24 protein-coding genes and 1 pseudogene are annotated in these 26,862 nt (G+C 71.8%); 12 read left to right on the top strand and 13 right to left on the bottom strand.

What is annotated here, in order from left to right; genetic code table 11:
• On the bottom strand, positions 1-1,263 hold a 1,263-nt coding region (locus tag AN218_RS18095), incomplete at its 3' end, for a glycoside hydrolase family 26 protein (protein WP_070017930.1).
• Positions 1,264-1,407: 144 nt separating this feature from the next.
• Here AN218_RS18095 and AN218_RS18090 point away from each other — a divergent pair.
• On the top strand, positions 1,408-2,886 hold the full coding sequence (locus tag AN218_RS18090) for a carboxylate--amine ligase (RefSeq protein ID WP_070017929.1): 1,479 nt from the start codon (positions 1,408-1,410) through the stop codon (positions 2,884-2,886).
• Complete coding sequence (locus tag AN218_RS18085) at positions 2,871-4,229, top strand: NAD(P)-binding domain-containing protein (RefSeq protein WP_070017928.1); 1,359 nt, start codon at positions 2,871-2,873, stop codon at positions 4,227-4,229. Before AN218_RS18090 ends, AN218_RS18085 begins: the two co-directional genes overlap by 16 nt.
• A 49-nt stretch (positions 4,230-4,278) precedes the next feature.
• Here AN218_RS18085 and AN218_RS18080 read toward each other — a convergent pair.
• The 3 genes and pseudogenes from AN218_RS18080 to AN218_RS18070 all read right to left on the bottom strand — a co-directional run bounded on the left by AN218_RS18080 (position 4,279) and on the right by AN218_RS18070 (position 6,894).
• Positions 4,279-5,032 (bottom strand): annotated as a pseudogene (locus tag AN218_RS18080) (UdgX family uracil-DNA binding protein).
• Between the two features lie 79 nt (positions 5,033-5,111).
• Complete coding sequence (mqnE, locus tag AN218_RS18075) at positions 5,112-6,278, bottom strand: aminofutalosine synthase MqnE (protein ID WP_070017927.1); 1,167 nt, start codon at positions 6,276-6,278, stop codon at positions 5,112-5,114.
• A 160-nt stretch (positions 6,279-6,438) separates the two neighbouring features.
• Positions 6,439-6,894 carry an Lrp/AsnC family transcriptional regulator gene (locus tag AN218_RS18070; protein ID WP_070017926.1) on the bottom strand — a complete coding sequence of 152 codons (456 nt, stop codon included), beginning with the start codon at positions 6,892-6,894 and terminating at the stop codon, positions 6,439-6,441.
• 304 nt (positions 6,895-7,198) lie between these two features.
• On the opposite strand from AN218_RS18070, the gene AN218_RS18065 reads away from it, so the two are divergent.
• The 3 genes from AN218_RS18065 to AN218_RS18055 all read left to right on the top strand — a co-directional run bounded on the left by AN218_RS18065 (position 7,199) and on the right by AN218_RS18055 (position 9,975).
• Positions 7,199-7,903, top strand: a complete 705-nt coding sequence (locus tag AN218_RS18065; RefSeq protein ID WP_070017925.1) for a UbiX family flavin prenyltransferase — start codon at positions 7,199-7,201, stop codon at positions 7,901-7,903.
• A 62-nt stretch (positions 7,904-7,965) separates the two neighbouring features.
• Complete coding sequence (locus AN218_RS18060; protein ID WP_070017924.1) at positions 7,966-9,240, top strand: hypothetical protein; 1,275 nt, start codon at positions 7,966-7,968, stop codon at positions 9,238-9,240.
• Positions 9,241-9,339: 99 nt separating this feature from the next.
• On the top strand, positions 9,340-9,975 hold the full coding sequence (locus AN218_RS18055; protein ID WP_079132298.1) for a rhomboid family intramembrane serine protease: 636 nt from the start codon (positions 9,340-9,342) through the stop codon (positions 9,973-9,975).
• An 81-nt stretch (positions 9,976-10,056) separates the two neighbouring features.
• On the opposite strand, the gene mqnP is transcribed toward AN218_RS18055, so the two are convergent.
• Both mqnP and AN218_RS18045 read right to left on the bottom strand, forming a co-directional pair.
• Positions 10,057-11,055, bottom strand: a complete 999-nt coding sequence (gene mqnP / locus AN218_RS18050) for a menaquinone biosynthesis prenyltransferase MqnP (RefSeq protein ID WP_275936980.1) — start codon at positions 11,053-11,055, stop codon at positions 10,057-10,059.
• Positions 11,052-12,503, bottom strand: a complete 1,452-nt coding sequence (locus tag AN218_RS18045; protein ID WP_070017923.1) for a menaquinone biosynthesis decarboxylase — start codon at positions 12,501-12,503, stop codon at positions 11,052-11,054. The genes mqnP and AN218_RS18045 overlap by 4 nt, the downstream gene beginning before the upstream one ends.
• A gap of 214 nt (positions 12,504-12,717) precedes the next feature.
• Here AN218_RS18045 and AN218_RS39080 point away from each other — a divergent pair, with 214 nt between their 5' ends.
• Complete coding sequence (locus AN218_RS39080) at positions 12,718-13,266, top strand: PLD nuclease N-terminal domain-containing protein (RefSeq protein WP_420855982.1); 549 nt, start codon at positions 12,718-12,720, stop codon at positions 13,264-13,266.
• Positions 13,267-13,346: 80 nt separating this feature from the next.
• Here the strand turns inward: AN218_RS39080 and ccsB are convergent, their stop codons facing one another.
• The 6 genes from ccsB to hemL form a co-directional block, all read right to left on the bottom strand.
• Positions 13,347-14,522, bottom strand: coding sequence for a c-type cytochrome biogenesis protein CcsB (gene ccsB / locus AN218_RS18035; RefSeq protein ID WP_070017922.1), 1,176 nt, complete (start codon positions 14,520-14,522; stop codon positions 13,347-13,349).
• Complete coding sequence (gene resB / locus AN218_RS18030; protein WP_070017921.1) at positions 14,519-16,402, bottom strand: cytochrome c biogenesis protein ResB; 1,884 nt, start codon at positions 16,400-16,402, stop codon at positions 14,519-14,521. The genes ccsB and resB overlap by 4 nt, the downstream gene beginning before the upstream one ends.
• Position 16,403: 1 nt before the next feature.
• Positions 16,404-17,228 carry a cytochrome c biogenesis CcdA family protein gene (locus AN218_RS18025; RefSeq protein WP_079132296.1) on the bottom strand — a complete coding sequence of 275 codons (825 nt, stop codon included), beginning with the start codon at positions 17,226-17,228 and terminating at the stop codon, positions 16,404-16,406.
• Positions 17,229-17,235: 7 nt separating this feature from the next.
• On the bottom strand, positions 17,236-17,838 hold the full coding sequence (locus AN218_RS18020; RefSeq protein ID WP_070017920.1) for a TlpA family protein disulfide reductase: 603 nt from the start codon (positions 17,836-17,838) through the stop codon (positions 17,236-17,238).
• A gap of 88 nt (positions 17,839-17,926) precedes the next feature.
• The gene (locus tag AN218_RS18015) at positions 17,927-18,571 is read right to left on the bottom strand and encodes a histidine phosphatase family protein (protein WP_070017931.1); all 645 of its coding nucleotides are present in this window, start codon (positions 18,569-18,571) and stop codon (positions 17,927-17,929) included.
• 110 nt (positions 18,572-18,681) lie between these two features.
• On the bottom strand, positions 18,682-19,998 hold the full coding sequence (gene hemL, locus AN218_RS18010) for a glutamate-1-semialdehyde 2,1-aminomutase (protein WP_070017919.1): 1,317 nt from the start codon (positions 19,996-19,998) through the stop codon (positions 18,682-18,684).
• Between the two features lie 200 nt (positions 19,999-20,198).
• On the opposite strand from hemL, the gene AN218_RS18005 reads away from it, so the two are divergent.
• The gene (locus AN218_RS18005) at positions 20,199-20,765 is read left to right on the top strand and encodes a hypothetical protein (protein WP_079132299.1); all 567 of its coding nucleotides are present in this window, start codon (positions 20,199-20,201) and stop codon (positions 20,763-20,765) included.
• Positions 20,766-20,898: 133 nt separating this feature from the next.
• Here AN218_RS18005 and AN218_RS18000 read toward each other — a convergent pair whose 3' ends face one another.
• Complete coding sequence (locus AN218_RS18000; protein ID WP_070017918.1) at positions 20,899-21,477, bottom strand: TetR/AcrR family transcriptional regulator; 579 nt, start codon at positions 21,475-21,477, stop codon at positions 20,899-20,901.
• A gap of 235 nt (positions 21,478-21,712) precedes the next feature.
• On the opposite strand from AN218_RS18000, the gene AN218_RS17995 reads away from it, so the two are divergent.
• The 5 genes from AN218_RS17995 to AN218_RS17975 all read left to right on the top strand — a co-directional run bounded on the left by AN218_RS17995 (position 21,713) and on the right by AN218_RS17975 (position 26,696).
• Complete coding sequence (locus AN218_RS17995; RefSeq protein ID WP_070017917.1) at positions 21,713-23,317, top strand: FAD-dependent oxidoreductase; 1,605 nt, start codon at positions 21,713-21,715, stop codon at positions 23,315-23,317.
• Between the two features lie 104 nt (positions 23,318-23,421).
• Positions 23,422-23,757 carry a YnfA family protein gene (locus AN218_RS17990; RefSeq protein WP_070017916.1) on the top strand — a complete coding sequence of 112 codons (336 nt, stop codon included), beginning with the start codon at positions 23,422-23,424 and terminating at the stop codon, positions 23,755-23,757.
• Positions 23,758-23,824: 67 nt separating this feature from the next.
• Positions 23,825-24,622, top strand: coding sequence for an SDR family NAD(P)-dependent oxidoreductase (locus AN218_RS17985; protein ID WP_070017915.1), 798 nt, complete (start codon positions 23,825-23,827; stop codon positions 24,620-24,622).
• A 290-nt stretch (positions 24,623-24,912) separates the two neighbouring features.
• Positions 24,913-25,938, top strand: coding sequence for a hypothetical protein (locus AN218_RS17980; RefSeq protein WP_070017914.1), 1,026 nt, complete (start codon positions 24,913-24,915; stop codon positions 25,936-25,938).
• Positions 25,939-25,982: 44 nt separating this feature from the next.
• Complete coding sequence (locus AN218_RS17975) at positions 25,983-26,696, top strand: DUF3558 domain-containing protein (RefSeq protein WP_070017913.1); 714 nt, start codon at positions 25,983-25,985, stop codon at positions 26,694-26,696.
• The last annotated feature ends 166 nt before the right edge of the window (positions 26,697-26,862 follow it).

Here is a 26,862-nt window from a genome sequence, read left to right as displayed (position 1 = left end):
CCCGGACGTCCACCAGTCCGGCAGCACCTTGTCGAACCGCACGCAGTACCGCCCGTACACGAAGCACTTCTCGTACCAGGGAATCCGCGACCCCGGCTCCGTCGGCACCGGCACCGCCGTGCGCGACGGCGACGGCGTGGCCCCGGGCGGCCCGGACGCCCCGCCGGAGCGGGCGTAGAGCGCGGCGCGGAAGGTCTCGGCGGACGCCGGGTTCTCGGAGCACTGCCACACGCCGTGCGGGCAGTAGTCGGTGAGCGTCTGGTAGAGCGGCTTGTGCCGGTCGAACCAGTCGAGCATCCGCCGCACGTACTCCGGGTTGTCGCCGTTGCGGAAGAGGCCCCACTCCGGGTACGAGACGGCCTTGCCGTGGTCCCTGGCGAAGTCGACCTGCGCCTGGAGGCCGTGCGGCTCGTTCACCTGCTCGTCGAAGGACGTGCCCTCGGGCTGGTCGTAGGTGTCCATCCCGACGATGTCGACGAAGTCGTCGCCCGGGTAGCACTCCGTCCACGGGAAGGCGTCGCTGCCGCGGCTGGGCGCGAAGTCGAAGCGGAACTGCTGGCCCGGGACCGACCGCATCGTGTTGACGATCCGCCGCCAGTACGCCGTCCACGCCCCCGGGTCGGGTGCGCAACGGTGCGAGTACGTGAGCCCGTTCATCTCCCAGCCGAGCACGATCACCGTGTCCGGGGACTTCAGCCGTACGAGACGTTCGGCGAGGGTGCGGTAGTGGTTGTCGAAGCGGCCGTCGGCGCCCTGGCGCAGCAGACCGCGTACCTCGTCGTCCGGCAGCCCGTCCTCGTTGCGCTCCAGCATCGGCACGTTGAGCACCAGGAAGCGGTCCTTCTGCTGCTCGCGCCACCGTGTCCAGGGCCGCAGGAACTCCGGCCTGCCCTCGATGTTCGACCACAGGTCGCCGGGCAGATACGTGTGAGCGACCTTCAGTTCCGTACCGCCGAGCCAGCTTTGGAGCTGTGTGATGCGCCGTACGCCGTCGGAGTCGGAGCGCAGGAAGGCGCCGAGCGGTGCGAGCGGAGCGACGGCGGAGCGCTGAGCGGGCCCGGAACCGGACGACTTGGGGCTCGCCCCGGGTGACGCGGGAGCGGGGGACGGAGTGGCGCCGCCGTGCGAAGCGGCGTGACGGACGAACGATTCCGACTCGAAATCGGGCAGATCCACCGGCAGGACGCTACAGGAAGCCAGAAGCCCGGCGGCGACGGCGACGCCGCAGATCCCTTTGTATCCACGGCGTTTGGCGCTTTGCATCGATCCTCCCGGTCCTTCGACGGCCTCCCTGGCCGCGAAACACGCATTTCAGACCTCACCCTCCGGGACGGCGAGGTGCGGTCTGATAGCCCAATGGGGATATTTTCGCCCTGTTCGTCCGATACGTGATGCAAGGACATACCCATGCCGCCGTTCGCCACGGAAGTCCCGGCCCTGCTGCTCCGGCTCGACCCGAATCCGTTCCACCACGGGACGCTGGGGGCCATCCGCTCTCTCGGGCGGACGGGGATCGAGGTGCATGTCGCGGAGGCGGCGCCCGGACCGGTGGACCGTTCGCGGTTCGTGCACCGCCTGCATCCCCTTCCGCAGTACGGCAGTTCGGGCCGTCTTCCGCACGTCGTCCCGGACGGCACTCCCGACGAGGAACTGGAACGCGCGCTGTGCCGCATCGGGGACGCCATCGGCAGACCGTCCGTGCTCATCGCCCTGGACGACCGCGGCGCGATCGCCGTCTCCGCGCTCTCGGAGCGGCTGCGGGGCCGCTTCCTGCTGCCGGACACCGCGCCCGGTCTGCCCGCACGCGTCGCCGACAAGGCCGGGCTGGCCGAACTCTGCCGCGACGCCGGGATCTCACACCCCGTCACCGTGACGCCGGGCAGCGGCGGCGAGGCCGCACACCAAGCGGCCCTGCTGGGGCTCCCGGTGGTGGCCAAGTGGAGCCGGCCGTGGCTGCTGCCGAAGGGCATGCGCAGCACCACGCTCGTACGGACGCCCGCCGCCGCACGGGAGTTGTACGAGCGCGGCACCCACGCGGGCAGCCGACTGCTGCTCCAGCGGCGGCTGCCGCCGGGGCGCGCGACGGACTGGTTCTTCCACGGATACGCCGACGGCGAGAGCGGTTTCCTCATGGGCGGCGCGGGACGCAAGGAGCTGTCCTGGCCGCCCCGCACGGGTCTGACCGCGCTGGGCACCTGGCTGCCCAACCGGGACGTGGAGGAGGCCGCGGCCCGGCTCGCGGCGCGCATCGGCTACCGGGGCGTCCTCGACCTCGACTTCCGGTTCGACCCCGGGACGGGCACGTACCACCTGCTCGACTTCAACCCGCGCCCCGGCGCGCAGTTCCGGCTGTTCACGGACGACGGCGGGCTGGACGTCGTCCGCGCGCAGCATCTGCATCTGACGGGGCGTGCCGTACCGGAGCAACGGGGCGGTCCCGGGCGGGTGTTCGTCGCCGAGAACTACGCGCTGCTGTCGGCGCTGGCCACGGGGGCGTCCCTCATCACGGCTCCTCGGGGGGCGCGCCGGGGCGCGGCGCGGCGGACCCCGGCGGCGACGACGGGGACGGCGGCCGAGTCCGTACGGCACGGGGGCGGCGCGTCCCGCGGATTCCCGCGCCGCGGGTTCGCTCGCCGGACGTTCCCTCGCCGCCGTACCCGCGTCGAGCGTGCCTGGTTCGCGGCCGACGACCCGCGGCCGTTCTTCGCCATGGCCGGCGCCTGGTTGGTACGCGGCGCGCTCAAGGCATGGCACGTCGTCGGCCGCTCCGCGGCGGCGCAGCCCGCGCCGGCTCAGGAGCCGCCGTCCGTACCGCAGTTCCGCACCGCTCGTGGCGAGCGGTCAGTGAAAGATCAGAGAGAAGGAAACGCATGTACGACCTCGTAGTGGTGGGCGCAGGCCCCTACGGCCTCTCCATCGCCTCGCACGCCGCGGCCGCCGGTCTCAACCTGCGCGTCCTGGGCCGTCCCATGGCCTCATGGCGGGACCACATGCCCGCGGGCATGCATCTGAAGTCCGAGCCGTGGTCCTCCAACCTCTCCGACCCGGCGGGCACGCACACGCTGGCCGCCTACTGCTCCGCGCGCGGCGTCACCGTCGAGCACGGGAGACCGCTGCCGCTGGCCACGTTCACCGAGTACGGGCAGTGGTTCGGGCAGCGGGCGGCCCCGGCGGCGGACGAGCAGACCGTGACGTCGGTCGTCCCGTGCGCGCGCGGGTTCCGCGTGGAGACCGCCGAGGGCGAGGTGCTGGTGACGCGTACCGTCGTCGCCGCCGTCGGCGTCATGCCGTTCGTGCACAAGCCCGGACCGCTGCGGAAGCTTCCGTCCGCGCTCGTCTCGCACAGCAGCCACCACCGCGAGCTGAGCCGCTTCCGGGACAAGGACGTGACGGTGATCGGCGCCGGGCAGGCGGCCCTGGAGACCGCGGCGCTGCTCGCCGAGGAGGGCGCGCACGTACGGGTCGTGGCCCGCGCCGACCGCATCAACTGGAACTCGCCGCCCCAGCCCCTCCAGCGCTCCCTGGTCAAGGCGATGCGCGATCCGCACTGCGGCCTCGGCACCGGCTGGCCGAGCTGGGTCTACTCCGAAATGCCCTGGGCCGTACGGAAGTTGCCCGCGACGCTGCGCCAGCACATCGCGCGCACCGCGCTCGGGCCGGCCGGTGCCTGGTGGCTGCGGGACCGCTTCGAGTTCGCCGTTCCGGTGCTGCTGAGCAGCCGGCTCAGCTCCGCGGAGGAGGTACGGGGCCGGGTGCGGCTGCGGCTGGAGTCGACCGACGGCGTCGTGCGCACCGTGGAGACGGACCACGTCGTGGCAGCCACGGGCTTCGCGCCGCGGCTGGCACGGCTGTCGATGCTGGACGACTCGGTACGGGGCATCCTGCACCGCGTCGGGACGAGCGACGCCCCCGAACTCAACGCCCGGTTCGAGTCGTCGCACCCGGGGCTGTTCTTCGCGGGCCTGCTGGCGACGCCGTCGTTCGGCCCGTCGATGCGTTTCGTGTACGGGGCGACCTTCGCCGCGCAGCGCGTCGTGCAGGGCGTACAGCGGCGGCTGGCGGAGCCGCGGCTGGCGACCGTCCCGCACGCCGCACGCTCGCGGACGGTCGAGCAGCACCGCACGAAGCCGTACTCCGCGCAGGAGTTGGGGCGGCCCGCCGGGCCCGCTCCCGCGTCCCAGGGGTCGCAGCAGGGCCAGGGCAAGGACCAGGCGGCCGTGCCGCGCTGACCGCACCGGGCGTCCCGGGGCGGGTGAGACATGACCGTGCGGTCGCGCCTCACCCGCCCCGCAGTGCGTCGGCCGCCACCCGCAGATCGGCGACGAGGCCGTCCCGTACGGCCTGGCGGTCCGCTTCGTCGGCGCGCAGCACGGCGGAGGGATGGATCGTCGCGACGAGGCGTTCGCCGCGCCCGTGCACCTCCCGCTCCAGCAGTGCGCCGCGCTCCTTCGTCACGCGGAACGAGGAGCCGAACAGCGCCTTTCCCGCAGTCGCTCCCAGCACCACGATCAACTCCGGGCCGGTCAGGGCCAGTTCGGCGGCGAGCCACGGGCCGCACGCGGAGATCTCGCGCAGATTGGGCGCCTTGTGGATGCGGCGCTTGCCGCGCCCGCCCGAGGCGTACTGGAACGTGAAGTGCTTGACGGAGTTGGTGACGTACGTGTGCGACGGGTCGATGCCCGCCTCCTCCAGCGCCCGGTTCAGCACACCGCCGGCGGGGCCCACGAAGGGCCGGCCCTGCCGGTCCTCCTTGTCGCCGGGCGCCTCGCCCAGCAGCAGCACGCGGGCACGTGGATCGCCCTCGCCGAAGACGGTCCGGGTGGCGTCGCGGTTGCAGCGGGCATCCGCGGCAGTGCGCGGCGGCCTCACGAAGGGAGTCGAGGCCCGCCTGGCCCCGCCTGCGCCCGGAGGGCAGGAAGGGCTCGGCGGTGTAGGCGTCCTCGGGGTCTCCGGGACCGGGCTTGGTTCCGGGACCGGCCTTGGTTTCGGAACCGGCTTCGGGCCCGGTGCGGTGCTTGCGCGGTGCCGGCATGCGGCCGCGGGTACCCCCGCCGGGCCGCCTTCAGGCACCGCGCCCGCGGGCACCCCGGCGGCGGCGCCTCAGGCGACCCTCAGATCCGCATCGGCTGGGGAGCTTCGCGGCGCTCCGGGTCCGGCCCCTCGTACTCGCGGATGATCTCGTAGCGGGTGTTGCGCTCGACGGGGCGGAAGCCCGCGTCGCGGATCAGGTCGAGCAGATCCTCGCGGGTGAGCTTGTCGGGCGTCCCGTAGTTGTCCGCGTCGTGCGTGATCTTGTACTCGACGACGGAGCCGTCCATGTCGTCCGCGCCGTGCTGGAGGGCGAGTTGGGCGGTCTGGACGCCGTGCATGACCCAGAAGACCTTCACGTGCGGCACGTTGTCGAAGAGCAGCCGCGAGACGGCGAAGGTCTTCAGCGCCTCCGCGCCCGTGGCCATCGTCGTACGGGCCTGGAGCTTGTTGCGGACCTTGCCGTCCTGCATGTCGACGAAGTCGTGCTGGTAGCGCAGCGGGATGAAGACCTGGAACCCGCCCGTCTCGTCCTGGAGTTCGCGCAGGCGCAGCACGTGGTCGACCCGGTGCCGGGGCTCCTCGATGTGCCCGTACAGCATCGTGCAGGGCGTCTTGAGGCCCTTCTGGTGGGCGAGGCGGTGGATGCGCGACCAGTCCTCCCAGTGGGTGTCGTGGTCGACGATGTGCTGCCGGACCTCCCAGTCGAAGATCTCGGCGCCGCCGCCCGTCAGCGACTCCAGACCGGACTCGATGAGGACGTCGAGGATGTCGCTCGCGTCCATGCCCGAGATCTTCTCGAAGTGCTGGATCTCGGTGGCGGTGAACGCCTTCAGCGAGACCGTCTCCGGGAGGGCCTCCTTGAGCGCGCTGAGCGACCGCGGGTAGTAGCGCCAAGGCAGGGTCGGGTGGAGCCCGTTGACGATGTGCAGCTCGGTGAGGTTCTCGCCCTCCATCGCCTTGGCGAGCTTCACCGCCTCCTCGATGCGCATCGTGTACGCGTCCTTCTCGCCCGGCTTGCGCTGGAACGAGCAGTACGCGCAGGACGCGGTGCACACGTTCGTCATGTTGAGGTGGCGGTTGATGTTGAAGTGAACGATGTCGCCGTTCTTGCGCGTTCGCACCTCGTGGGCGAGGCCGCCGAGCCAGGCCAGGTCGTCACAGTCGTAGAGGGCGATGCCGTCCTCGCGCGTCAGCCGTTCACCTGCGCGGACCTTCTCCTCCAGCTCGCGCTTGAGCCCAGAGTCCATGCGTCGCCCTCCTCGGATTTCTGCTTCGCAGCGCCCTTTTGAGCCTACTCCCCGCCGCCGGTGCGCTCCTGCCGGGTGTGCGGCGGGCGGACGCACCGCGCGCACACGGGCCGGCGGCACGGTCTCCACGGGTACATGGGCCACGGCCGCCGATGCGGCGTCAGCTCTCCTGCGGCAGATCGCCCACGCGGTTCTCCCACTTGGTGCTCAGCACCACCGTCGTACGCGTACGGGAGACGCCCTTGGTGCCGGAGAGCCGGCGGATGAGGATCTCCAGCGCGTCCACGTCCGAGGCGCGGGCCTTGAGCATGAAGGAGTCGTCGCCGGCGATGAACCAGCAGTCCTCGATCTCGTGCAGGTCGCGCAGTCGGCCCGCGACGTCCTCGTGGTCGGTGGCGTCGGTGAGCTGGATCCCGATGAGGGCCGTGACGCCGAGACCCAGCGAGGGCGCGTCGACCGTCGCGCGGTAGCCGGTGATCACACCGGCGGTCTCCAGGCGGTTGATGCGGTCGGTCACGCTGGGTCCCGAGAGGCCGACGAGCCGGCCCAGTTCGGCGTACGAGGCCCTGCCGTTCTCCCGCAGCGCCTGGATGAGCTGCCTGTCCACCGCGTCCATGGGTCCTGGTGCCTCCGTTGCCGAATACGAGGTCTCCCCGCGGGGCTGGTGACGGGTCTCTCCGCGGGGCGGGGGACGGGGTGTCCCGTGCCGGGCAGGGGACGACGGCGTCTCCCCGCCGAGGGCAGGGAACCGTGGGCTCCGCGAAATCTCCGGTAACGAATCTAAGGCATGGGGACGGCTCGCCCTCAGACACCCTTCCTCAACGGCTCCCCGGGACCTCCCGTGCGTCCCCGGCGGGCCGGCCGGAGTCCGACCCCGGCCCCCGCCGCCGTCGCCGTCCGCCCCGCGTAGGCTCGGTGTCGTGACCGCCACGACCGGAACCTCCGCGCCGCGCAGGCCCTGGATCGTCGGTGTCTCCGGCGCTTCGGGCACCCCGTACGCGGCCGCCGTGGTCCGTGCGCTGCTGCACGCCGGGGAGGCCGTGGACCTCGTGGTGAGCCGGGCCGCGCGGCTGACGATCCTGGACGAGACGGGCCATCCCTTCCGCGACGCCCATGCCCAGGACGATCTGCGCCGCTGGCTCTCCTTCGGCGCCGACGGGACCCCGGACGCCTTCGACGCGGACGTCTCGGGCGTACGGCACTGGGCGGCCGGCGACCTCGCGGCCGGGCCCTCCTCCGGGTCGTATCCGGCGCGGGGAATGCTGATCGTGCCCGCGAGCACCGCGTGTGTGGCCGGGGTCGCGCTCGGGCTGTCGAAGGATCTGCTCCAGCGGGCGGCCTCGGTGACGCTCAAGGAGCGCCGTCCGCTCGTCGTCGCCGTACGGGAGGCACCGCTGCACGGGCAGACGCTCCGGCATCTCGTCACGCTGGACGAGGCGGGGGCGGTGGTGCTCCCGGCGTCGCCCGCCTTCTACGCGGGAGGCAGCACGGTGCAGCGTCTCGTCGACTTCGTGGCCGGGCGGGCGCTGGACGCGGCGGGCGTGGCGCACAAGCTCTATCCGCGCTGGGAGGGCGAGTTGGGGGCGCGGGGCGGGGACGCGCGGGGCGGCGACGCGTCCTCGTAGGGCGGACCGCGTTCCCCTGGACCGACTGGCGTCGGAGGCCCGTTGTGCGGTTGGCTGCGGGCATGCCGTTCTTCCGCCCGCCGTCCGGTTCCCGTACGACCGTTCGCGCCGCCGCCGCGGTGAGTTGTGCGGCGCTGCTCGCCGCCTCCGTGTCCGCGTGCAGTTCGGCGGAGCGGCTCACGACGGGGATGAAGGTGCGGAACGCCGTGGTGAAGCTCGGCGACCAGCCGGCCGCCACCGTCATCGCGTCCGTCGACGGATCGCCGCGCCAGGCCCGGGAGTTCCTCGCCCAGGTCGGAAACGGGAAGGGCGACGGTGACGGGAAGGGCGACGCGGACGACGGCGACTCGACCGACAAGGCCCTGGACAAGGCGGCGCTGCGGCTCGCGCGGGCCGAGGTGACCCTCTCCGCCGGTACGGGGGACGAGGAGGAGAAGACGCCGCTCAAGGAGCTGCCGAAGTCCGACGCGGCGAACGTCGCGGCGGCCGTGAACTTCGGCGGCAAGGACGTGGCGGCCGTCAAGTCCGTGGACGACAGGCTGTATCTGCGCGCCGATCTGGAGGATCTGGTCGAGCAGACCGAGGGGTCGAAGCGCGCCCGCCGTGCCGTCTCGGAGATCGTCGCGCTCGCCGACGATCTGCCCGGCTCGCTGCGGGCCGCGCGCGACGCCCTGAAGGGCAAGTGGGTACGGGCCGATCCGGAGACCTTCGACGACTTCGCGCGCGCGGCCGAGACCCTGGCGGAACGGCAGCAGCGCAAGCACCACGAGGACGAAGCGGAAGCCGACGGCGGCAAGCACGGCGACGGCGACGGCGACGGCGACGGGAACGGGGACGCGGCGAGCGAGGAGCACGAGGAGAGCGAGCAGGCCCGGCGGAGCCGCGAGATCCGGGACGCCGTGACCGTCGGCTCGGCCCTGAACGGCCAGTCCCAGCGCGAGTTCATCAGCGGCGTACAGGAACTGCTGCGCGAGCACGCCGAGTTCGACGCCCGGGGCGAGCGGGGCGGCGCCGAGCACGTACGGCTCACGCTCCCCGGGAAGAAGGCGGCGAAGGACCTGGTCGCCGCGTTGCGGCCGCTCGGCGCGGAGATCGCCCCGCGGCGCGTGCCGCAGGGCGACATCGTGGCGGATCTCTCCATCCGGCGCGGGCAGCTCACCTCGCTCACCCTGGACCTCGGACAGTTCACCGGCGGCGGCGCGCATCTGCCGCTGCGCCTGGAGTTCAGCGGCGGGGACGCCGTCGCCGTGACCGCGCCGGGCGGCACGGAAGAGCTGCAACCGCAGGACCTCGTGGCCGCGCTGATGTACGGCGCTCTGGGCACGGAGCGGTTCTGACGCCATCCTGGATCCCGGAGGACGGAACTCCGGGTGCCTCCTGCCACGTTCCATGGTCGGAGGCATCGGCTCCGCGCACTGTCTCTCAGGGGAGACTCGATGGCGTACGGATCAGGACCGGACATCAACCGCACGAGCAGCGACAGATCACCACGGCGCGCCGGCGCCTGGCCTGCCGCCAAGCTGATCCTGCTCTGGACCGCGCTGCTGTGGGTGCTGGAGTTCTTCGACCAGGCCACGGGCAACTCGCTGGACACCTTCGGCATCGTGCCGCGCAAGCAGAGCGAACTGATCGACATCGTCCCCGCGGCCTTCATGCACTTCGGCTTCGGCCATCTCATCGCCAACACGGTGCCGCTGCTCGTCCTGGGCTTCCTCGCGGCGCTGCGCGGCACCGGGCGGTTCCTGGCCGTCGCGCTGACGATCATCGTCGTGAGCGGTCTGGGCGTGTGGCTGATCGCACCGGACGGCAGCAACACGGCGGGGGCGTCCGGGCTGATCTTCGGGCTCTTCGGCTATCTGCTCGTACGGGGCTTCGTCGACCGCCGGATCACGGACGTGGCGCTGGGCGGCGTCGTCGCCGTGTTCTACGGCTCGATCCTGTGGGGCGTGCTGCCGACCGAGAGCGGCATCTCGTGGCAGGGGCATCTCTTCGGTCTGATCGGCGGCGTGCTGGCGGCGTTCATGACCTCCTCGACGCGTACGGCCGGGGGCGGCAGACCCGACTGGCACTGAGGCGCCGCCGGTACGGGGACGTATCGGCCGTGACGTACCGGCGGTGACGTACCGGCGGTGACCTATCGGCAGTGAGGGGCCTCAGACGCCCAGGCCGCGCACCACCAGGTCCAGCAGCGCGCAGACGAAGAGCGCGATGCCGATGAAGCCGTTGACCGTGAAGAACGCCCGGTTGAGGCGGGAGAGATCGCCGGGTCGCACGATCGAGTGCTCGTAGACGAAGGCCGCCGTGACGATCAGCAGCCCCAGCCAGTAGAAGAGCCCCGTCCCGGTGAGTACGCCGAACAGCACCAGCAGCGCCACCGTCACGACATGGCTGCCGCGCGCACCGTAGAGCGCCGCCGCGATGCCGAACCGCGCCGGTACGGAACGCACCCCGTGCGCCCGGTCCGCCGCCACGTCCTGGCAGCCGAAGATCAGGTCGAAGCCGCCGATCCACACGCCCACCGCGAGCCCCAGCACGACGGCGTCCCACGACCAGGCGCCGGTGACCGCGATCCACGCGCCGATCGGGCCGATGGCCTGCGCCAGTCCGAGGATGGCGTGCGGGAAGTCGGTGAAGCGCTTCCCGTACGGATAGACCACCATCGGTACGACGGCGACCGGGGCGAGCACCAGGCACAGGGGGTTGAGCAGCGCGCACGCCCCGAGGAAGACGGCGAGGGCGACGAGCGCGCCCGCCCAGGCGGAGCGTACGGACAGTGCGCCGGTGACCAGTTCGCGCCCCGCGGTGCGGGGGTTGCGGGCGTCGATCTCGCGGTCGATGATCCGGTTCGCGGCCATGGCGAAGGTGCGCATCCCGACCATGGCGACCGTCACGAGCAGCAACTCCCGCCACAGCACGGTGCCGCCGTGCCCGAACATCGCGCTGAGCGCCGCGATGTAGGCGAACGGCAGGGCGAAGACGGAGTGTTCGATCATCACCAGGCGCAGAAAGGCCCGTACGCCGCCGCTTCCGCCCTCGCCGCGTCCCTCCGGCGCACCGGCCCCGGCGTGCGCTCCCGACTCGGTGCGCGCACCGGCCTCGGCCCGCGCTCCGCCGCCCGTCGCCGCGTCGCCGCTCACGGCGTCCCCGCTCACAGTCCGTACTCCTTCCAGCGCCGGGTGACGAGCGAGGCCACGTCCGGATCGGAGACGATCTCGTGCGGCCATCCCCCGTCGCGTGTGTAGCCCTCCGAGGGCAGCTTCGCGGTCGCGTCGACACCGGCCTTGCCGCCCCAGAACTGCTGGTACGAGGCGTGGTCGAGATGGTCGACCGGCCCTTCCACGACGGTCAGGTCGCGCGCGTAGTCGACGTTGCCCAGCGCCCGCCAGGCCACCTCGTGGATGTCGCGTACGTCGCACTCGGCGTCGACGACCACGATCAGCTTCTCCAGCGAGAGCATGTGCGCGCCCCAGATAGCGTGCATCACCTTCTGGGCGTGCTTCGGGTACTTCTTCTCGATCGAGACGATCATGCAGTTGTGGAAGCCGCCCGCCTCGGGCAGGTGGTAGTCCACGATGTCGGGCACGATGATCTTCAGCAGCGGCAGGAAGAACCGCTCCGTGGCCCGCCCGAGCGGACCGTCCTCCGTCGGCGGCCGGCCCACGACGATCGACTGGAAGACGGGGCGCTTGCGCATCGTCACGCAGTCGATCGTCAGCGCGGGGAAGTCCTCCTGCGGCGTGTAGAAACCGGTGTGGTCGCCGAACGGGCCCTCGGGCAGCGTCTTTCCGGGCTCCAGCCAGCCCTCCAGCACGACTTCGGCGCCGGCGGGCACCTGGAGCGGCACGGTCTTGCAGTCGGTCATCTCCACACGCTTGCCCTGGGTGAAGCCGGCGAAGAGGTACTCGTCGATGTCGCCGGGCAGCGGCGCCGTCGAGGCGTACGTCACAGCCGGCGGGCAGCCGAAGGCGATGGCGACGGGCAGCCGCTCACCGCGCCGCGCGGCGACCTGGTAGTGGTTCCGGCTGTCCTTGTGGATCTGCCAGTGCATGCCGATGGTGCGCCGGTCGTGCCGCTGGAGGCGGTAGAGGCCGAGGTTGCGTACGCCGGTCTCGGGGTGCTTGGTGTGCGTCAGGCCGAGGTTGAAGAAGGAGCCGCCGTCCTCGGGCCAGGTGAACAGCGCCGGCAGCGCCTCCAGATCGACGTCGTCGCCCTGGAGCACCACTTCCTGTACGGGGGCGTCCTTCACCTTTTTCGGCGGTACGTGCGTCATCGCGCCGAGCTTGCCGAACACCTCCCTCATCCCCACGAAGCCCTGCGGCAGTTCGGGCTTGAGCAGACCGCCGATGCGCTCGCTGATCTCGTCGTACGAGGAGAGTCCGAGCGCCTTGAGCAGCCGGCGGTCGGTGCCGAAGACGTTCATGGCGAGCGGGAGGGAGGAGCCCTTGACGTTCTCGAAGAGCAGTGCCGGGCCGCCGGACTTCTGCACCCGGTCCACGATCTCCCCGATCTCGAGGTACGGATCGACCTCCGCCTTGATCCGCTTCAGGTCCCGGTCCCGCTCCAGCGCCCGCAGCAGCGAGCGGAGATCGTCGTAAGCCATGCGCCCCAGTATCCGGCATGGGGCACCGCGCTTCACCGGCCGCCCCCGGGGCCCCGCGGACACCGTTACGCTGGCATACACACGTACGGCGGGGGCCGGGCCGCCGCCGTACGCGGAGCAGCACGAAGCACACAGCACGAACCACGAAGCACAGCGCACCAATCCGCACGTCCGGCCCGCCGTGCCGAGTCAGCTCGCCTAGGGGGCGTCCCGCATGCTGAGGTATCTGCCGTTCCTTCTCGTCCTGGCGGTGTGGATCTACGCCTTCATCGACTGCCTCAACACCCCTGAGCAGGAAGTGCGGAAGCTGCCCAAGGTGGTGTGGGTGATCGTCATCCTGCTCTTCGGGCAGGTGCTGCTCGGACCGGTGGCGTGGTTCGCCGTCGGCAGGCCGCGCAGGAACGCCCCGTACGGCGCGACGCGCGCGGACGAGCGCCGCTGGGTCGCCCCGGACGACAACCCGGACTTCCTGAAGTCCCTCAACAGCGATACGCAGCCGGGACGTTCGGGCGGCGACGCGGAGACGGCGGGTGAGCAGCCCCGTACGGGCGGCGCCGCGGACGAGGTCTCCCCCACCGATGACGGCTCCGCGGACGGGGACGCCGACACCGGGCGCGGACGTGGGCGCGGCAGCAGCGGCAACGGCAGCGCGGCGGGCGCCGGGCCCGAGCCGCAGGAGGCCGAAGTGCGGCGCCACGACGAGGAGTCGGGACGCCGCGACAACGGCACGGGCGGCACGGACGCCAAGCCCCCGGAGGGCTGAGGCCGTTCGTCCGGCGCCGGGCGTCACCGCCCGGCGGTCACCCCGGGGCTGTCGTCCCGGGGCTGTCGTCCCGGCCGGGCTCAGACGCCCGCGTACGAGTGCTTGCCGTTGAAGAAGATGTTCACGCCGTAGTAGTTGAACAGGAAGCACGCGAAGGCGATCAGCGCCAGATAGGCCGCCTTGCGCCCCTTCCACCCCGCGGTCGCGCGCGCGTGGAGATAGCACGCGTAGGCGACCCACGTGATGAACGACCAGACCTCCTTGGGGTCCCAGCCCCAGTAGCGGCCCCATGCGTCGCCCGCCCAGATGGCGCCCGCGACGATGGTGAAGGTCCAGAACGGGAAGACGGCCGCGTTGATGCGGTAGGCGAACTTGTCGAGCGAGACGGACGAGGGCAGCCGCTCCATCACGGACGTCGCGAAGGCGCCGGGCTTGCCGCCGCCCAGCAGCTTGGTCTCGTACCGGTCGCGGAAGAGGTAGAGCGCCGTCGAGACGAACCCCAGGTAGAACAGCGCACCGCAGGTGATGGCCAGCGAGACGTGGATCCACAGCCAGTACGAGTGCAGCGCGGGCACGAGCTGGTCGCTCTCGGTGTAGAGGACCGTCACGGCCAGACCCAGGTCGAGCAGGACGGTCGTCACCAGCGGAAGGCCGATCCAGCGGACGTTCTTCCGCGCCAGCAGGAAGGCGAGATAGGCGCCGACGCCGACCATGGAGAACGCCGTGGAGAACTCGTACATGTTGCCCCAGGGGGCGCGCTGCACCGACAGCGAGCGGGTCAGCACACCGGCGACGTGCAGCAGGAACGCCAGCGTCGTCAGCGAGACGGCCATGCGTCCGTACAGATCGCCCTGCGCGTCGCCGGCCGCGGCACCGGGGCCGTCCGGAAGGTCGCCGCGGCCGCCCGCGGACGAGCGCACCACGACCTTGGGGCGGGCGCGCTCCAGGACGGAAGTACCGGCGGACGCCGGGGAGTTGGCGCCGGACGCCGCGGACTTGGCGGCGGGGGCGGCCGGTTCCGCGTCCTGCTTCCCCGCTCCGTCCCCGGCTCCGTCCCCGTCTCCGGCCGCGGACGCGTCCGCGCCGCCGCGGGCGCCGAGCGCCGCGGCCGTACGCGCGACCTTGCTGCGGCTGCCGAAGACCCACTCGGCGATGTACGCGACGAAAGCGAGGGTGTAGACGGCCATCGCCGAATAGATCAGGTAGTTGCTGATCTCGGCGAGATTCTCGTTCGTTCCGGCGGCGGCGATGTTCACGTGCGGTCTCCTCGCGGCGAGGGCCCGGCGCTGGCCTCGTCCTCGTCCCTGTCGTGGTCCCTGTCGTCGTGTGTCCGGTCGTCGTGCTGACGGGCGTCGTTCCCGGCCGTGCCCTGCTCGTCGTCCTGCTCGTCCGGACCGTCCTGCCCGTCCCGTTCGTCCTGCCCGTCCTGCTCGTCCACCGGCGGCGCCTCGGCCTGCACCGCGTACGCCAAGTCGCCCAGCTCCTCCGGGAGTCGGGCCGACTCGCTGCGTCCGAGCCCGGCCATCTCCACGACCGTGGAGCCGTCCGGGCCGGGCACCGCCCGCACCCAGACGCGGCGCCGCTGGATGAACAGCGACCCGGCCAGACCGCCGATCGCGGCGAGCGCACCGCCGAGTGCCCAGCCGTTGCCGACCTGGTGGACGACCTGGAACTGGGCCCAGCGGCGCGCCCCTTCGAACTTCAGCTCGCCGCCGCCGTCCGGGAGCTTCATGGTCTCCCCGGGCAGGATCTTCTTCGCCAGCGGGCTCCCGTCCGCCTTCTTGAACTGCTTCATCCGCTTGGTGTCGAGCTGGTAGACGTTCTGCGCCGCACCGTAGTCCAGCCCCAGATCGCCGTGGTAGGCGGTGAGGAAGAGCACGGGATTGCGCATCGTCGGGGACGCGGAGAACATCCGCCCCGAGGTGGGGTCGAAGGTCGGCACGAAGAAGCCCTGGAAGCCGAGTTGGTCCTTGCTGCCCTTCGCGTCCCGGTAGTCGGTGACCTTGACGACGCCGGACGAGGTGAGGTTGCCGTCCTGCTGGAGGAAGGGGACGGGGCCGCGGTAGGCCGTGCCGCCCTTGCCGTCCTTGACGGAGACCACCGGCGCATAGCCGGTGTTCATCAGATAGACCTTGGAGTCGCCGATCTCCAGCGGGTGGTTGACCTTGATCCGGGTCCGCTGCTCCTTGCCGCCCGAACCCTGCCAGTACGAGATGTCGGCGCGGTAGTCGCGTGCGGTGCCCTTCTGCGGACCGGACTCCTCGTACGTCGCGTGCATGTCGTCGAGCGTGAAGCCGAAGGCGTCCAGGTCGTCCGGCTCGAAGAGGGAACCGGACTTGAAGTCGTCGTACTGCGTGAGGGTGTTGGAGAAGCCCTGGCCCTGGACGATGAGCTTGCCGCCGTCCGACTTCCACAACTGCCCCGCGGCGAAGGCCAGCAGCAGCACGATCAGCGCGATATGGAAGAGGAGGTTCCCCGCCTCGCGGAGATAGCCCTTCTCGGAGGCGACGGCGTCGCCCTCGCGCTCCACGCGGAAGCGGCGTCCGCTCAGCAGCCTGCGGGCGCCGGTCAGCACCTCGTCGGGTGCGGCGTCGGTGCGCCACGTCGTGTACGCGGGCATCCGGTCCAGACGGCGCGGCGCACGCGGCGGCCTGCTGCGCAACTGCCCGACGAACTGCCAGGAGCGCGGCACGATGCAGCCGACCAGCGAAACGAAGAGCAGGATGTAGATCGCCGAGAACCACACGGACGTGTAGACGTCGAAGAGCTGCAACTTCTCGTAGACGGGCGAGAGTACGTCGTGCTGCTTCTGGAACTGCTCGACCTTGACGGCGTCGACGTTCGTCTGCGGGATCACCGAGCCCGGGATCGCCGCGAGCGAGAGCAGGAAGAGCAGGATCAGCGCCACCCGCATCGACGTGAGCTGCCGCCAGAACCAGCGGGCCCAGCCGACGACGCCGATGGAGGGGACGTGCAGCTTCTCCTCGCCGGGCGCGGTCGTCAGCGAGGAGAGCTGCGACTCGGCCTCGCGCGCCACGCGCGTCTCCTCGGCGGGGCCGCCGGTCCCGGCGTCCGTACCGGCGACGGCCGGTTCGCCGTCCGTGCCGGCGTCCGCCGCGCTGTCCGTCGTACGCATCTCAGATTCCCACGGTGTAGTCCGACGACCAGACTTGAAGGTCGTACACGATCCGGTCCCAGACGCCGGTGACGAGCAGCAGCCCGACCACGACGAGCATCACGCCCCCGGCCCGCATCACCCACGCGTAGTGCCGCTTGACCCAGCCGAACGCGCCCAGCGTGCGGCGGAAGGCGACGGCCGCCACGACGAACGGGACGCCGAGCCCGAGACAGTACGCCACCGTCAGCAGCGCGCCCCGTCCCGCGCTGGCCTCGCTGAACGCCAGGGTCTGCACGGCGGCGAGCGTCGGCCCGATGCACGGCGTCCAGCCGATGCCGAACAGCACGCCCAGCATGGGCGCACCCGCCAGACCGACGGACGGCCGCCGGTGGATGCGCAGTTCGCGCGAGGTCAGCCGCGACAGCGGTCCGAGCGCGCCCATGAACGCCAGCCCCAGCAGGATCGTCAGGCCGCCGAGCACCCGGGAGATGACCGTGCGGTGCTCCTGGAGCGTCGCGCCGAAGCCCCCGAAGAGGGCGCCGCCGGAGACGAAGACCGCGGTGAAGCCCAGCACGAACAGCCCGGCGCCCAGAAGCATCCGCCCGCGCCGGGCCTGCGCCAGGTCCGTCCCGCTGACCCCGGTGACATAGCTGAGGTAGCCCGGTACGAGGGGCAGGACGCAGGGGGAGAAGAAGGAGACGAGCCCGCCGAGCACGGCGACGGGCACGGCCAGCAGCAGGGCCCCGCTGAGCACCGTGTGGTTCACCTCCGCGGGCAGCGCCGCGAGGAGGGTGCCGGCGGCCGGTGGTGCGGTGGCCGCCGCGGCGGGGTCGGGCAGGCTCATGGGGCGGTCACTTCTCCGCCGTCAACGGGTCGAGCGCGGAACGCAGTTCCTTCTCGCTGAGCTCCTTCAGGGCCCGTACGGCGATCTTGCCCTGGCGGTCGAGGATCAGCGTCGAGGGGATGGCCTGCGGGGAGAGACTGCCCTTGGGGAAGCGGAGGATCAGCTTCCCGTCGGGGTCGAAGAAGCTCGGGTAGCCGACGTCGTAATTGCGCTCGAAGGCCTTGGCGTTGGCGCGGTCGAGATCGCGGGTGTTGATCCCGACGAACGCGACGTCCTTGCCCTCGGTGTCCTTGGCGACCTTGGCCAGGTTCGGGGCCTCGGCGCGGCAGGGCGCGCACCACGATCCCCAGACGTTCAGGACGACGATCTTGCCCCGGTAGCGGGACATCCGCAGTTGCTCGCCCTCGACGCTCTTGCCCGAGATGTTCGGGGCCTTCTGGCGCTCGCCTTCCGGGACTTCGGTGATCTTCCCGGTGCCCTGGACGATCTTGGTGTCCCCGGAGGAGGAACCGACGTCGTCACCGGAGCACGCGGTCAGCACGGACACACCCGCCGCGAGCGCGGCGGTCACCAGTACGGCACGGCGCCGGGGGGCACGGGTCTGACTCATGTGAAAAGTTTCGCATGGGTCCCCGGCCGATCTTCCGCGCCCCCCTTGTGCCCGTTCCATACGGGCCGTCCGCACTTGCGGGCGCCGCTCAGGCGCCGCGACCGCCGCCGCCCTTGGTGCCCTTGGCGCCCGCACGGAGGTGGGCCGGCACGAGATCGCGGGCCGGTTCCGTGTAGCCGACGGAGACGATCGTGTCCCCGTGGAAGGTGAAGGTGGTGAGCGAGGCGAGGGTGCACTGCCGGCGGCGCGGGTCGTGCCAGAGCCGGCGCCGCTCGACGAAGCTGCGCAGCGTCCAGATCGGCAACTGGTGCGAGACGCACACCGCTTCGTGCCCGCGCGCCGCGTCCCGCGCCGCTTCGAGCGCGGTCCGCATCCGCTGCACCTGGTGCACGTACGACTCGCCCCACGACGGACGGAAGGGGTTGAGGAAGTGGCGCCAGTTCGCGGGTCTGCGCAGTGCGCCGTCGCCCACGCCGAGGGTCTTGCCCTGGAAGACGTTGTCGGCCTCGATCAACCCCTCGTCCACGGCGATGTCCAGGCCGTGCGCCTTGGCGATCGGCGCGGCCGTCTCCTGTGCGCGCTCCAGCGGCGAGGCGACGATGTGTGTGATGTCCCGCTCCGCGAGGTGCTCGGCGACGCGCTCGGCCATGCGGTGTCCCAGCCCGGAGAGGTGGTAGCCGGGGAGCCGTCCGTAGAGGACGCCGCCGGGGTTCTCCACCTCGCCGTGCCGCATGACGTGCACCACCGTGACGGGCCCGGGGGCGGTCTCGCCGCCGGCGTCGCCGCCGGTGCCGTTGACCGTCCCGTCACCTGTGCCGTTGCCGGTCCCGCCGGCCGCGGCGCTCACAGCGTCGCCTCGGCGGCGGCGCGGGCGGCGGCGGGCAGCGCGTCGGCGACGCGCTCCAGGGCGCCGTCGTCGTGTGCCGTCGAGACGAACCACGACTCGAAGGCGGAGGGCGGCAGATACACGCCCTGCTCCAGCATCGAGTGGAAGAACGGCCGGAAGCGGAAGGCCTCTTGGGCCTTGGCGCCCGCGTAGTCGGTGACGGGCTCGTCGGTGAAGAACACGGAGAACATGTTGCCCGCGGCCTGGAGCCGGTGTGCGACGCCCGCCTTCGTGAGCGCCTCGGCCACCTCCGTACGGAGCTGCTCGGAGGCCGCGTCCACCGCCTCGTACGCGGCGTCGTCCAGCAGCCGGAGCTGTGCGAGCCCGGCGGCGGTGGCGACCGGGTTCCCGGAGAGGGTGCCGGCCTGGTAAACGGGCCCGGCCGGGGCGAGTTGCTCCATCACGTCGCGACGGCCGCCGAACGCCGCGGCCGGGAAGCCGCCGCCCATGACCTTGCCGAACGTCATCAGATCGGGGACGACTCCGTCGATCCCGTACCAGCCCGTGCGGCTGACGCGGAAGCCCGTCATCACCTCGTCGGAGACGAACAGGGCGCCGTACTCGTGGCAGATCTCCCGCAGTTGCTCGTTGAAGCCGGGCTCCGGCGGCACGATCCCCATGTTGCCGGGGGACGCCTCGGTGATGACGCACGCGATCTCGTCGGGCTGCGCCGCGAACGCGGCCCGTACGGCGTCGAGATCGTTGTACGGCAGCACGATCGTCTCGGCGGCCTGCGCCCCCGTCACGCCCGGGGTGTCCGGCAGCCCGAACGTCGCGACGCCCGAACCGGCCGAGGCGAGCAGGGCGTCGACGTGGCCGTGGTAACAGCCCGCGAACTTCACGACCTTGGGGCGCGAGGTGAACCCGCGCGCCAGGCGGATCGCGGACATCGTCGCCTCGGTCCCCGAGGAGACCAGCCGCACCTGCTCCACGGGCCCGATACGCGCCACGATCTCTTCCGCCAGGGCGACTTCGTCCTCACCGGGTGTGCCGAAGGACGTGCCGCGGCTCACCGCGTCCTGCACGGCGGCGATCACCTCGGGGTGCGAGTGGCCCAGAATCATCGGCCCCCAGGAGCAGACGAGGTCGACGTACTCGCGTCCGTCGGCGTCCATGAGGTACGGACCGGCACCGGAGGTCATGAAGCGGGGCGTACCGCCCACGGCCTGGAAGGCGCGGACCGGAGAGTTCACGCCTCCTGGTGTCACGGCGGCGGCGCGCTCGAAGAGCGACTGCGATACTGGGGCCTCGTAGGAGTAAGTCACAAGGGCCATGGTGTCAGAGCGTTCCGGAGACACTGCGTCGTCGTCCCGTCCGTGGGTATACGCCACTTCAGGAGACGGCTCGGGGTACCGGGCCGGTAACGCGGGGATTACCCGGGCGCTGCGGAGCGTTTCACGTCCCGCAGGGCGGGGAGGTCTCTGACACGATGATCGGGTTGCGCGGCGGCAGCCGCGAGTGGTCGGGTGGTGACATGCAGCGCGGTGGTGAACTCGGAGAGGGTACCGGGGACCTGGGTCCTGAGCGCGCGCGGGGACGCCACCGTAGAGACGCGGCTGAGCGATACGCCGTGGAGAGAGAATCAGAGGGCAGCAGGGGTGGCCGAGTGGGGGTGACCTACAAGTACTTCGGCGCCCCGGACGGCGCGACCGCAGCGCGGGTCCCGGTCTCGATGCGCCCCGAGGAGCTCGGCGGTGACGAGCTCGGTCACGGCATGTTCACCAAGATCAAGCCGGAGACCATGGCCGCGATGGTGCTCACCGGTATCGAGGGCATACCTCTCCACCGGGTGCCGCCGCTCGAACTCGTCGTGCTGCACCCGGATTACGCCGTGGTCAAGCTGCCGATGACGGTCGTCGACCCGCTGCGCGGCATCGGCGAGGAGTCGGTGGGCGCCGCGGCGTTCATCTGGTCCACGGTGCCCGACCGCGCGGGCCCGCAGGACGCCTTCAACGTGTACCAACTCCTGCACGAGTGGCAGGACTTCTCCGACCGGCTGCACATGGCCGGCCACCAGCCGTACTGTCTCGTGTGGCCCTGAGCGGCGCGGCACCTCCGCGTCCGCATCCCACCCCGCGCTGAACTCCGCGCTGTCCGCGGCCATTTCACGCCGCTCCGCCTCCGCCGGGCCCCGCCGCCCCGAACTCCGCCCGCACGCCGCCGCGTTCGCGGCGTCACGGCTCCGGTGCCGTCAAGTACCGCTGGACCGTGGGGCCGAGCCAGTTCACGATCTCCTCGTGCGTCAGCGCCACCACGGGCGGCAGCTTCAGCACATACCGGCTGACGGCCATGCCCAGCACCTGTGAGGCCAGCAACGCCGCGCGCATCGGGGCCTGTTCGCGATCCGGGCACACGGACGCGACGGCCGGTGCGACCTGGTCGCGGAAGACGGAGTGCAGCCGGTCGGCGCCCGCGGGGTTGGTGACGCCGACGCGCAGCATCGCGTTGAGCGTCTCGTCGCCCTCCCAGCGTTCGAGGAAGTGGCGTACGAGGCGGGCCCCGGTCTCCTCGGGCGGTACGCCGGTCAACTCCGGCAGGCGCAGGTCGATTTCGGAGGCGGCGGCGAACAGGCCCTCCTTGTTGCCGAAGTAGCGCATCACCATCGACGGGTCGATGCCCGCGTCGCGCGCGACGGCGCGGATGGTGGCCCGCTCGTATCCGTCCGCGGCGAAGCGTTCGCGTGCGGCGCGCAGGATCGCCGCACGGGTCGCGTCCGAGCGGCGCGGGGGCGGGGTCGTGGCGTCGTCCTCCATGCCAACGACTGTAGGCCAACGCACGTTGGCGCACCAGGCCGTACGGTCCGGGGCACCGGCAGGCGGCTCCGGGAGCGCGGGGCCGAGGCGAGGCGGAGAGCCGCACCAGGGTGCCGCCGCCGGTCGTCAACAGCCGTGGGCCAACAGCCGTTGACACCCCTCGAGAACCCGCTCTACGGTTGATGCCAACAAGCGTTGACCACCACGCGTCGGCACGTGTACCCGGGGAGGAACCATGGCAGGCACCGGAACCGGCACGGGCACCGGCGGCGGCACCGGCGGCCCGGACTCCACCGGCCCCCTGGCCTCCGACGGCACCGCCCCCGACGTCATCGTCGTCGGGGCCGGACCCACCGGACTGCTGGCGGCCGGCGACCTCGCCGAGGCGGGCCACCGGGTCACCCTGATCGAGCGCCGCGACGAGACGATCAGCAACCTCTCCCGTGCGCTCGTCGTGCACGCCCGCACCCTGGAGCAGTTCGACGCCCGCGGGCTGGCCGACGAACTGCTCGGCACCGGCGCCCGGATGGAGACGCTCAGCCTCTTCGGCCGCGCCGCGCTCCGGCCGTCGACGCTGCCCAGCCGCTTCCCGTTCGTCCTGATCACGGGCCAGTACGAGGTCGAACGGCTGCTGGAGCGGCGGGCCCGCACGGCGGGCGTGCGGTTCCTGTACGGCACGGAGGTCGTCGAACTGCGCCAGGACGGCGCCGGGGTGGAGGTCGACCTGACCACGGCCGCCCCCGCGCCGGAGGACGCCGGCTCCGGTGCCGCCGGCTCCGGTACGGACGAGCCCGCGCCCGAGGACGTCCGTACGCTCCGCGCCCCGTATCTGATCGGCGCCGACGGCGTGCACAGCAGCGTGCGCGAACTGCTCGGGCTGCCCTTCCCCGGCAAGTCCGTGATCCGCTCGATCGTGCTGGCCGACGTGCGGCTGACCGATCCGCCGGAGTCCCCCTTCCTCGTCAACGCCTCCCAGGACGGCTTCGGACTGCTCGCGTCCTTCGGCGGCGGCTGGTACAGGGTGATGGGCTGGCGGCGGGACCGGCAGCTCCCCGACCACGCGCCCGTCGGCTTCGAGGAGGTCCGGGAACTCGCCGTGCGCGCACTGGGATCGGACTACGGGATGCACGACCCCCGCTGGATGTCCCGCTTCCACAGCGACGAACGGCAGGCGCCGCGCTACCGCGTGGGCCGCGTCTTCCTCGCGGGCGACGCCGCGCACGTCCACTCGCCCGCCGGCGGCCTCGGCATGAACACCGGTCTCCAGGACGCCGCCAACCTCACCTGGAAGCTCTCCGCGGTGCTGCGCGGCCACTCCCCCGCGACCCTGCTGGAGACGTACGACAGCGAACGGCACCCCGTGGGCGCGACGGTGCTGCGCGTCAGCGGCGGCATCATCCGGCTCGCCCTCGCCCGTTCCGGGCCGAAGCGGACGCTGCGCGCCGCGGGCGTCGAAGTCCTGGGCCGCATGGGCCCGTTGGCAAGGCGGGCGGTACGGACGGTCTCCGGCATCGGCATCGCCTACAAGGCGCCGCGGGGATCGCATCCGCTCGCGGGCCGGCGCGCACCCGATCTGCCGCTGACCTCGGGACGGCTCTACGAGGCCCTGCGCCAGGGCGCGTTCGTGCTCGTCTCGCCCGTCGGTGCGCCGCCGCCGGACACCGGCACGGAGGCCGACGACCGTACGGTGCACGTGCGTTCGGCGGCCGTCGGCGAACGGACGCTGCTCGTACGGCCGGACGGCCATATCGCCTGGGCCGCCGACCGGTACGACCCGCAGGGTCTGCGTCAGGCGCTGGCGCAGTGGACGGGGTCGCCCGCGGTACGCACGGCGGCGTGAGCCGGAGACCCGAGACGGTCAACGGCCCGCCCGCGCACGGCAGATCACGCCCGCGTACCCCGGGCATGCCGTAGGCCCGCGGAGGTCTCCCGTAGCCTGCCCCCATGCTCATCGCCCGCTCCGTCGCCCTGTTCGTCCTCGCCGCGCTGCTGGAGATCGGCGGCGCCTGGCTCGTGTGGCAGGGCGTACGCGAGCACCGCGGCTGGGTGTGGATCGGTGCGGGCGTGATCGCTCTCGGCGTCTACGGCTTCGTCGCGACCCTCCAGCCGGACGCCCACTTCGGACGCGTACTGGCCGCGTACGGGGGCGTGTTCGTCGCCGGTTCGCTGGCGTGGGGCATGGTGGCCGACGGGTTCCGGCCAGGCCGCTGGGATGTGACGGGAGCGCTGATCTGCCTCGTCGGCGTCGCCGTGATCATGTACGCGCCCCGCGGCGAGTGACCCGCGTCCAGTCTCCGACCCCGACGGCCCCGACCGGCCCCCGTACACACGACGTAGCCTGTCGCCCATGAGCAGCAACCGCACCGCCGTCATCAGCGGCGCCAGCAGTGGCATCGGCGCCGCCACCGCACGCGCACTGGCCGCGGCCGGCTTCCGGGTCGTGCTCACGGCCCGGCGCGAGGACCGGATCGACGCGCTGGCCTCGGAGTTGACCGACGCCGGGCACGAGGCCGTCGCCCACCCCCTCGACGTCACGGACCGCGCCGCCGTCGACGCCTTCGCCGCCGGGCTGGACCGGTGCGACGTCCTCGTCAACAACGCGGGCGGCGCCCTCGGCACCGACCCCGTGGCCACCGCGGACCCCGCCGACTGGCGCCGCATGTACGAGGTCAACGTCCTCGGCGTACTGCACCTGACCCAGGCGCTGTTGCCCGCGCTGGTCCAGTCGCCCCCCGGTCCCGACGGCCCGGGCGGTGCCCCCGCCTCCGGCGAGGGCACGGTCGTGGTCGTCTCCTCCACCGCGGGCCTGGGGACGTACGAGGGCGGGGGCGGCTATGTCGCCGCCAAGCACGGCGCGCACGCCCTCACGGAGACGCTGCGTCTGGAGCTGTGCGGTGAGCCCGTACGCGTCATCGAGATCGCGCCCGGCATGGTGAAGACCGACGAGTTCGCCCTCACCCGCTTCCGGGGCGACGCCGAGCGCGCGGCCAAGGTCTACGAGGGCGTCGCGGAACCGCTCACCGCGGAGGACGTGGCGGACACCATCGCCTGGACGGTGACGCGGCCCCCGCATGTGAACGTCGATCTGCTCGTGCTGCGGCCACGGGCGCAGGCGTCCAACACCAAGGTCCACCGCGAACGCTGAGGGCTCCGCCCCGGGGCACCCGGCCACCCGCGCGTACCGGAGGCGCCCGCGCCGGGCGCGCACCCCGCGTCACCCGCGTCCCTGTCGTACATCTCACTCCATCCGGTACGGACGAAGCCCCGCACAACTCCCCTACACGGCGAAGCGGAAAAGCCGGACTTCCGTGACATAGACAGCAGGTGACCGGACGCCCGCGCGGCGCGTGCGGTAGACATTGTGTTCCGCCGCCCCGCGCGGCGGAACGAGACTTTTCGGACGGACGGCGGCAGCGCCGAGCAGGAGGCAGGACAGTGCAACGGAGGGCGAAGACGTACGTCACCGGCGTCGCGCTGGTCGTCATGCTCTCCGGGAGCGTCACCGCCTGCAGCGGGTCCTCGGACGACACCGGCGGCGGCGACACCAAACCCGGCAGCTCCTCCTCCGCGCCGCCCCCCGCCGAGCCCGGCCGCTACAGCACGCTTCCCGACCCCTGCGACGCCGTCGACGTCGGCACCCTGAAGAAGCTGCTCCCCGGCGCCGAGGCGGCCCAGAGCGCGGCGGGCGGCGACAGCTCGGGCAAGGGCGGCGGCACCGAGGCCGGCGAGTCCCCGTTCGACGGCGAGGCCACGGTCACCTACGACACCGACCGCCGGGCGGGCTGCCGTTGGAAGAGCGCCACCAGCCTCGCCACCCGTCATCTCACCGTCGATCTGGAGCGCGTCGTCTCCTACGACCCGGCCACGAGCGACGACGAGCAGGCGCAGCTCCTCTACGACGAGCGCGCCGGCCAGGCAGAGATCCCCACCGACGACGACAGCAGCGCACCGCCCGAGGACGAGAGCGGTGACGACGGCGGTGACAGCGGCGGGGACGGAAACGACGACGGCGGCGACAAGGGCGACGGCGGAGGGGACTCCGACGACAAGGCCGCGCAGGGCGGCGGGAGCGACGACGCCGAGCAGAGCGACAAGAGCGGCAAGGACGCGAAGGACGACGAGAACGGCGACGCGAAGGACGAGAAGGACGGCAGCGACGGGAGTGAGAAATCCGACAGCGCCTCCGAGGCCCCCGATTCCTCCGCTTCGCCCGATGAGGATCTCTCCCCTCGTATGCTCGACGACATCGGCGACAACGCCTACATCGACGACCAACTGGACACCGGCGACTCGGGTGTCCACCGCGACATCACGCTCGTCTTCCGCAGCGCGAACGTGATCGCCACGGTCACCTACGACCAGTGGCTCACGGACAAGCGGCGCACGCCCGACAGCGCCGAGTTGCAGGAGAAGGCCCGCAGTGTGGCCGCCGAGCTCGCCGCGGACTTCGACGACAACTGACGCGTCACCTGACGCGACGTGAACTGACTGGAAGCGAAGGAATCATGCCCCGTACAGCTCAGCGAACCTCACAGCGACGCTCACCGCGCCTCGCCCGGACGCTCGCCTGCGCGGCAATCGCGGTCCCCGCCCTGCTGGTGGCGGGCTGCTCCTCCGACTCCGGTGGCGACGGCGGCGGTTCGGCGACCTCCGACGAGGGCGCCAAGGAACCGAAGGCGGCGCCCGTGAAGTTCAAGGAGCTGCCGGACGCCTGCAAGACGGTCTCCAAGGACACGGTCAAGAAGGCGACTCCGAAGACGGACAACGCCTCGGGCAAGCGCATCGGTTCCGGCAACACCCAGGACTCCGGAAGCTGCCTGTGGAGCGGCCTGGACAAGTTCGACTACCGGCAGCTCACCGTCACGCTCAAGCGCTTCGACTCCGACACCTCGCGCGGCTCCGGCGACAAGCTGGCCGGTGCGTTCCTCGACCAGCAGGCGGACGCCGTGCAGTCGGACAAGGCCAACAAGGAGCTCAAGTCCGGTTCGGCGGGCGGGATCGGCGACAAGGCCACGTCCTTCAGCTACAAGGTCGACAAGAAGGACGGCAAGAAGTCCGAGGAGTTCCGCGAGCACCAGATCTTCGCGCGCAGCGCCAACGTCGTCGTACTCGTGGACTACGCGGGCGCCGGCTTCGAGAGCGCCAAGCTCCCCAGCGCCGACGACCTGAAGAAGAACGCCGAGAAGGCCGCCGAGGAAGCCGTCGCGTCCCTGAAGTGACGCCCCGTCTCCTCGCACACCCGTGCGGCGGAAACTTGACGCATGTGCCAGTCTGGTGCGCCGCGCAGCTTTCCGAGGGTGGGGGACGACTCCAGTGCAGGCCGTACAACTGACACGTACACACCGCATATTGGTCGCGGTGGTCGTCATCGGTGCCGTGACGATC

The sequence above is a fragment of the Streptomyces nanshensis genome (assembly GCF_001751255.1).
Classification (GTDB): Bacteria; Actinomycetota; Actinomycetes; order Streptomycetales; family Streptomycetaceae; genus Streptomyces; species Streptomyces nanshensis_A.
This window is presented reverse-complemented; position numbering and strand designations above follow the sequence as displayed.

What these genes read in the sequence shown, in the direction of transcription:
- AN218_RS18090 (WP_070017929.1), top strand. Translation starts at nt 1,408, where the DNA reads ATGCCGCCGTTCGCCACGGAAGTCCCGGCCCTGCTGCTCCGGCTCGAC.
- AN218_RS18085 (WP_070017928.1), top strand. Translation starts at nt 2,871, where the DNA reads ATGTACGACCTCGTAGTGGTGGGCGCAGGCCCCTACGGCCTCTCCATC.
- mqnE (WP_070017927.1), bottom strand. Translation starts at nt 6,278, where the DNA reads ATGGACTCTGGGCTCAAGCGCGAGCTGGAGGAGAAGGTCCGCGCAGGT.
- AN218_RS18070 (WP_070017926.1), bottom strand. Translation starts at nt 6,894, where the DNA reads ATGGACGCGGTGGACAGGCAGCTCATCCAGGCGCTGCGGGAGAACGGC.
- AN218_RS18060 (WP_070017924.1), top strand. Translation starts at nt 7,966, where the DNA reads ATGCCGTTCTTCCGCCCGCCGTCCGGTTCCCGTACGACCGTTCGCGCC.
- AN218_RS18055 (WP_079132298.1), top strand. Translation starts at nt 9,340, where the DNA reads ATGGCGTACGGATCAGGACCGGACATCAACCGCACGAGCAGCGACAGA.
- AN218_RS18045 (WP_070017923.1), bottom strand. Translation starts at nt 12,503, where the DNA reads ATGGCTTACGACGATCTCCGCTCGCTGCTGCGGGCGCTGGAGCGGGAC.
- AN218_RS39080 (WP_420855982.1), top strand. Translation starts at nt 12,718, where the DNA reads ATGCTGAGGTATCTGCCGTTCCTTCTCGTCCTGGCGGTGTGGATCTAC.
- resB (WP_070017921.1), bottom strand. Translation starts at nt 16,402, where the DNA reads ATGCGTACGACGGACAGCGCGGCGGACGCCGGCACGGACGGCGAACCG.
- AN218_RS18025 (WP_079132296.1), bottom strand. Translation starts at nt 17,228, where the DNA reads ATGAGCCTGCCCGACCCCGCCGCGGCGGCCACCGCACCACCGGCCGCC.
- AN218_RS18020 (WP_070017920.1), bottom strand. Translation starts at nt 17,838, where the DNA reads ATGAGTCAGACCCGTGCCCCCCGGCGCCGTGCCGTACTGGTGACCGCC.
- AN218_RS18015 (WP_070017931.1), bottom strand. Translation starts at nt 18,571, where the DNA reads ATGCGGCACGGCGAGGTGGAGAACCCCGGCGGCGTCCTCTACGGACGG.
- hemL (WP_070017919.1), bottom strand. Translation starts at nt 19,998, where the DNA reads ATGGCCCTTGTGACTTACTCCTACGAGGCCCCAGTATCGCAGTCGCTC.
- AN218_RS18005 (WP_079132299.1), top strand. Translation starts at nt 20,199, where the DNA reads ATGCAGCGCGGTGGTGAACTCGGAGAGGGTACCGGGGACCTGGGTCCT.
- AN218_RS18000 (WP_070017918.1), bottom strand. Translation starts at nt 21,477, where the DNA reads ATGGAGGACGACGCCACGACCCCGCCCCCGCGCCGCTCGGACGCGACC.
- AN218_RS17995 (WP_070017917.1), top strand. Translation starts at nt 21,713, where the DNA reads ATGGCAGGCACCGGAACCGGCACGGGCACCGGCGGCGGCACCGGCGGC.
- AN218_RS17990 (WP_070017916.1), top strand. Translation starts at nt 23,422, where the DNA reads ATGCTCATCGCCCGCTCCGTCGCCCTGTTCGTCCTCGCCGCGCTGCTG.
- AN218_RS17985 (WP_070017915.1), top strand. Translation starts at nt 23,825, where the DNA reads ATGAGCAGCAACCGCACCGCCGTCATCAGCGGCGCCAGCAGTGGCATC.
- AN218_RS17975 (WP_070017913.1), top strand. Translation starts at nt 25,983, where the DNA reads ATGCCCCGTACAGCTCAGCGAACCTCACAGCGACGCTCACCGCGCCTC.